The sequence below is a fragment of the Neisseria sp. P0021.S005 genome (genome assembly GCF_051956955.1).
The window spans coordinates 1-2711 of sequence record NZ_JBQCWY010000406.1 but is presented as its reverse complement, the minus strand read 5'-3'; the positions used below and the strand labels follow the sequence as shown (position 1 = coordinate 2711).

Here is a 2711-nt window from a genome sequence, read left to right as displayed (position 1 = left end):
ACATTGACGACAGAGTCTTGGGTGTTTTGGATAATATGACGGACAACGGCAGAACCGATAAAGCCCGCGCCGCCGGTAACAAGGATTTTTTTCATAAGTTTCAGAGGATAGTCAAAATAATATAAACAGATTATAACAGACAGAAAGTGTGTTTTTCAGATAAAGAGGCCGTCTGAAAATATCTCTTTCAGACGGCCTGTATCAGGTCAACTTAATCGTCGTAGCCATTTGGGTTGTTGCTGACCCAACGCCATGAGTCTTCCATCATCTGCGCCAAATCGCGCTTGGTTTCCCAACCGGTCTGCGCTTTGGTGTAGGCGGGATCGGCGTAGAAACAGGCCAAATCGCCATCGCGACGCGGTTTGATTTGGAACGGAATAGTCAAACCGGAGGCTGCCTCAAAGGCACGGATGATTTCCAATACCGAATAAGCACGTCCCGAACCCAAATTAAACAGGTGTACGCCCGACACATCGCTTTTCGCCTGCATGGCCGCCACATGGCCTTCCGCCAAATCCATCACATGGATATAGTCGCGCATACCCGTACCGTCTGGGGTAGGGTAGTCATCGCCGAAAACCGACAATTGCGGCAGCTTGCCTGAAGCCACTTGGCAGATATAAGGCAGCAGATTGTTTGGGATACCGTTTGGCTGCTCGCCGATCAAACCGCTTTCATGCGCACCGATAGGGTTGAAATAGCGCAACAAAATCACGCTCCAGCGCGGATCGGCCTTTTGGATATCCGTCAAAATGCGCTCCACCATAGACTTGGACGTACCGTAAGGGCTGGTCGTATCCCCCGGTTGCATATCTTCCGTATAAGGTACTTTACCCGGATCGCCGTAAACCGTAGCAGATGAGCTGAACACAATCTTAAATACGCCGGCACGCGCCATTTCTTCAGCCAAAACCAAGCTGCCCGACACATTGTTGTCGTAGTATTTCATTGGTTCGGCCACGCTTTCACCGACGGCCTTCAAGCCGGCAAAATGGATGACGGCATCAATATCGTGTTCTGCAAAGATTTGACGCAACACTTCACGATCACGGATATCCCCTTGATAAAAAGGCACAGACTTGCCGGTAATCTTTTCCAAGCGCGGGAGGATATTGGCAGACGAATTGCACAAATTGTCCAAAATCACAGCATTAAAGCCTGATTTCAGCAGGGAAACAACGGTATGGGAACCGATAAAGCCGGTACCGCCGGTGATAAGAATAGTCATTGGTTTTCCTTATACAGCATATGTTATCTTGTTTTGAATGAAGTGTATCAGTATTATCCTTTGTCTTCCCAAAAATTATCTTACGTTGTGCTGTCCTATCAATCGTTCAGATGGAATATGAAGGAATATATGAACATTACCCAAATTCTCTCCCAAGAACTCTCCGCCACTACCGCGCAAATCAATGCCGCCATTGAGCTTTTGGACGACGGCGCGACCGTACCCTTTATCGCGCGTTACCGTAAAGAAGCCACGGGTGGGCTGGACGATACGCAGCTGCGCCAGCTTGCCGAGCGGCTGCAATATCTGCGCGAATTGGAAGATCGCAAAGCCGTTGTTTTAAAAAGTATTGAAGAGCAAGGCAAGCTTTCAGACGACCTCAGGGCGCAAATCGAAGCTGCCGACAACAAAACCGCGCTGGAAGACCTGTATCTGCCCTATAAACCCAAACGCCGTACCAAAGCGCAAATCGCGCGTGAACACGGTTTGCAGCCGCTGGCGGACGTGTTGCTTACCGAGCAGCCGCAGGACGTGGAAGCCGCCGCGCAGGGCTACCTGAACGAAAACGTCCCCGACACCAAGGCCGCGCTGGACGGCGCGCGTGCGATTCTGATGGAGCAGTTTGCCGAAGACGCGGAACTCATCGGCACGCTGCGCGACAAGCTGTGGAACGAAGCCGAAATCCACGCGCAAGTCGTTGAAGGCAAAGAAACCGAAGGCGAAAAATTCAGCGATTATTTCGACCACCGCGAACCCATCCGCACCATGCCCAGCCACCGCGCGCTGGCGGTTTTGCGTGGCCGCAACGAAGGCGTGTTGAACATCGCGCTCAAATACCAGCCCGACGACACGCCGATTACGCAGCAAAGCGAATACGAGCAAATCATCGCCCGCCGTTTTAAGGTTTCAGACGGCCACAAATGGCTGCGCGACACCGTGCGCCTGACTTGGCGCGCGAAAATCTTTTTGTCGTTGGAGCTTGAAGCACTAAATCGTCTGAAAGAAGCCGCTGATACCGACGCGATTACCGTGTTCGCCCGCAATCTCAAAGACTTGCTGCTCGCCGCGCCCGCCGGACGGATAACTACTTTGGGTCTCGACCCCGGCTACCGCAACGGCGTGAAATGCGCCGTGGTGGACGACACGGGCAAGTTGCTGGATACGGTCATCGTCTATTTGCATCAAGAAAACAATATGTTGGCAACGCTGTCGCGCCTGATTAAACAACACGGCGTGAAACTCATCGCCATCGGCAACGGCACTGCCAGCCGCGAAACCGACAAAATCGCGGGCGAACTGGTGCGCGGAATGCCCGAAATGGGGCTGCACAAAATCGTCGTTTCCGAAGCCGGCGCATCGATTTATTCCGCGTCCGAACTGGCGGCGCGCGAGTTCCCCGACTTGGACGTTTCCCTGCGCGGCGCGGTGTCCATCGCCCGCAGGCTGCAAGACCCGCTCGCCGAGTTGGTCAAAATCGACCCCA

At 53.0% G+C, this 2711-nt stretch carries 3 protein-coding genes; 1 reads left to right on the top strand and 2 read right to left on the bottom strand.

All coding sequences use genetic code 11. From position 1 onward, the window contains the following. Together ACTHUE_RS14840 and galE are read right to left on the bottom strand one after the other, a co-directional pair. Positions 1-95: NAD-dependent epimerase/dehydratase family protein (locus ACTHUE_RS14840; RefSeq protein ID WP_440423009.1), on the bottom strand; the 95-nt coding region annotated here is incomplete at its 3' end. Positions 96-211: 116 nt separating this feature from the next. Further along, positions 212-1228 carry a UDP-glucose 4-epimerase GalE gene (gene galE, locus ACTHUE_RS14835; protein WP_003747972.1) on the bottom strand — a complete coding sequence of 339 codons (1017 nt, stop codon included), beginning with the start codon at positions 1226-1228 and terminating at the stop codon, positions 212-214. A gap of 129 nt (positions 1229-1357) precedes the next feature. Here galE and ACTHUE_RS14830 point away from each other — a divergent pair. After that, positions 1358-2711: Tex-like N-terminal domain-containing protein (locus tag ACTHUE_RS14830; RefSeq protein WP_440423883.1), on the top strand; the 1354-nt coding region annotated here is incomplete at its 3' end.

What these genes read in the sequence shown, in the direction of transcription:
- galE (WP_003747972.1), bottom strand. Translation starts at nt 1,228, where the DNA reads ATGACTATTCTTATCACCGGCGGTACCGGCTTTATCGGTTCCCATACC.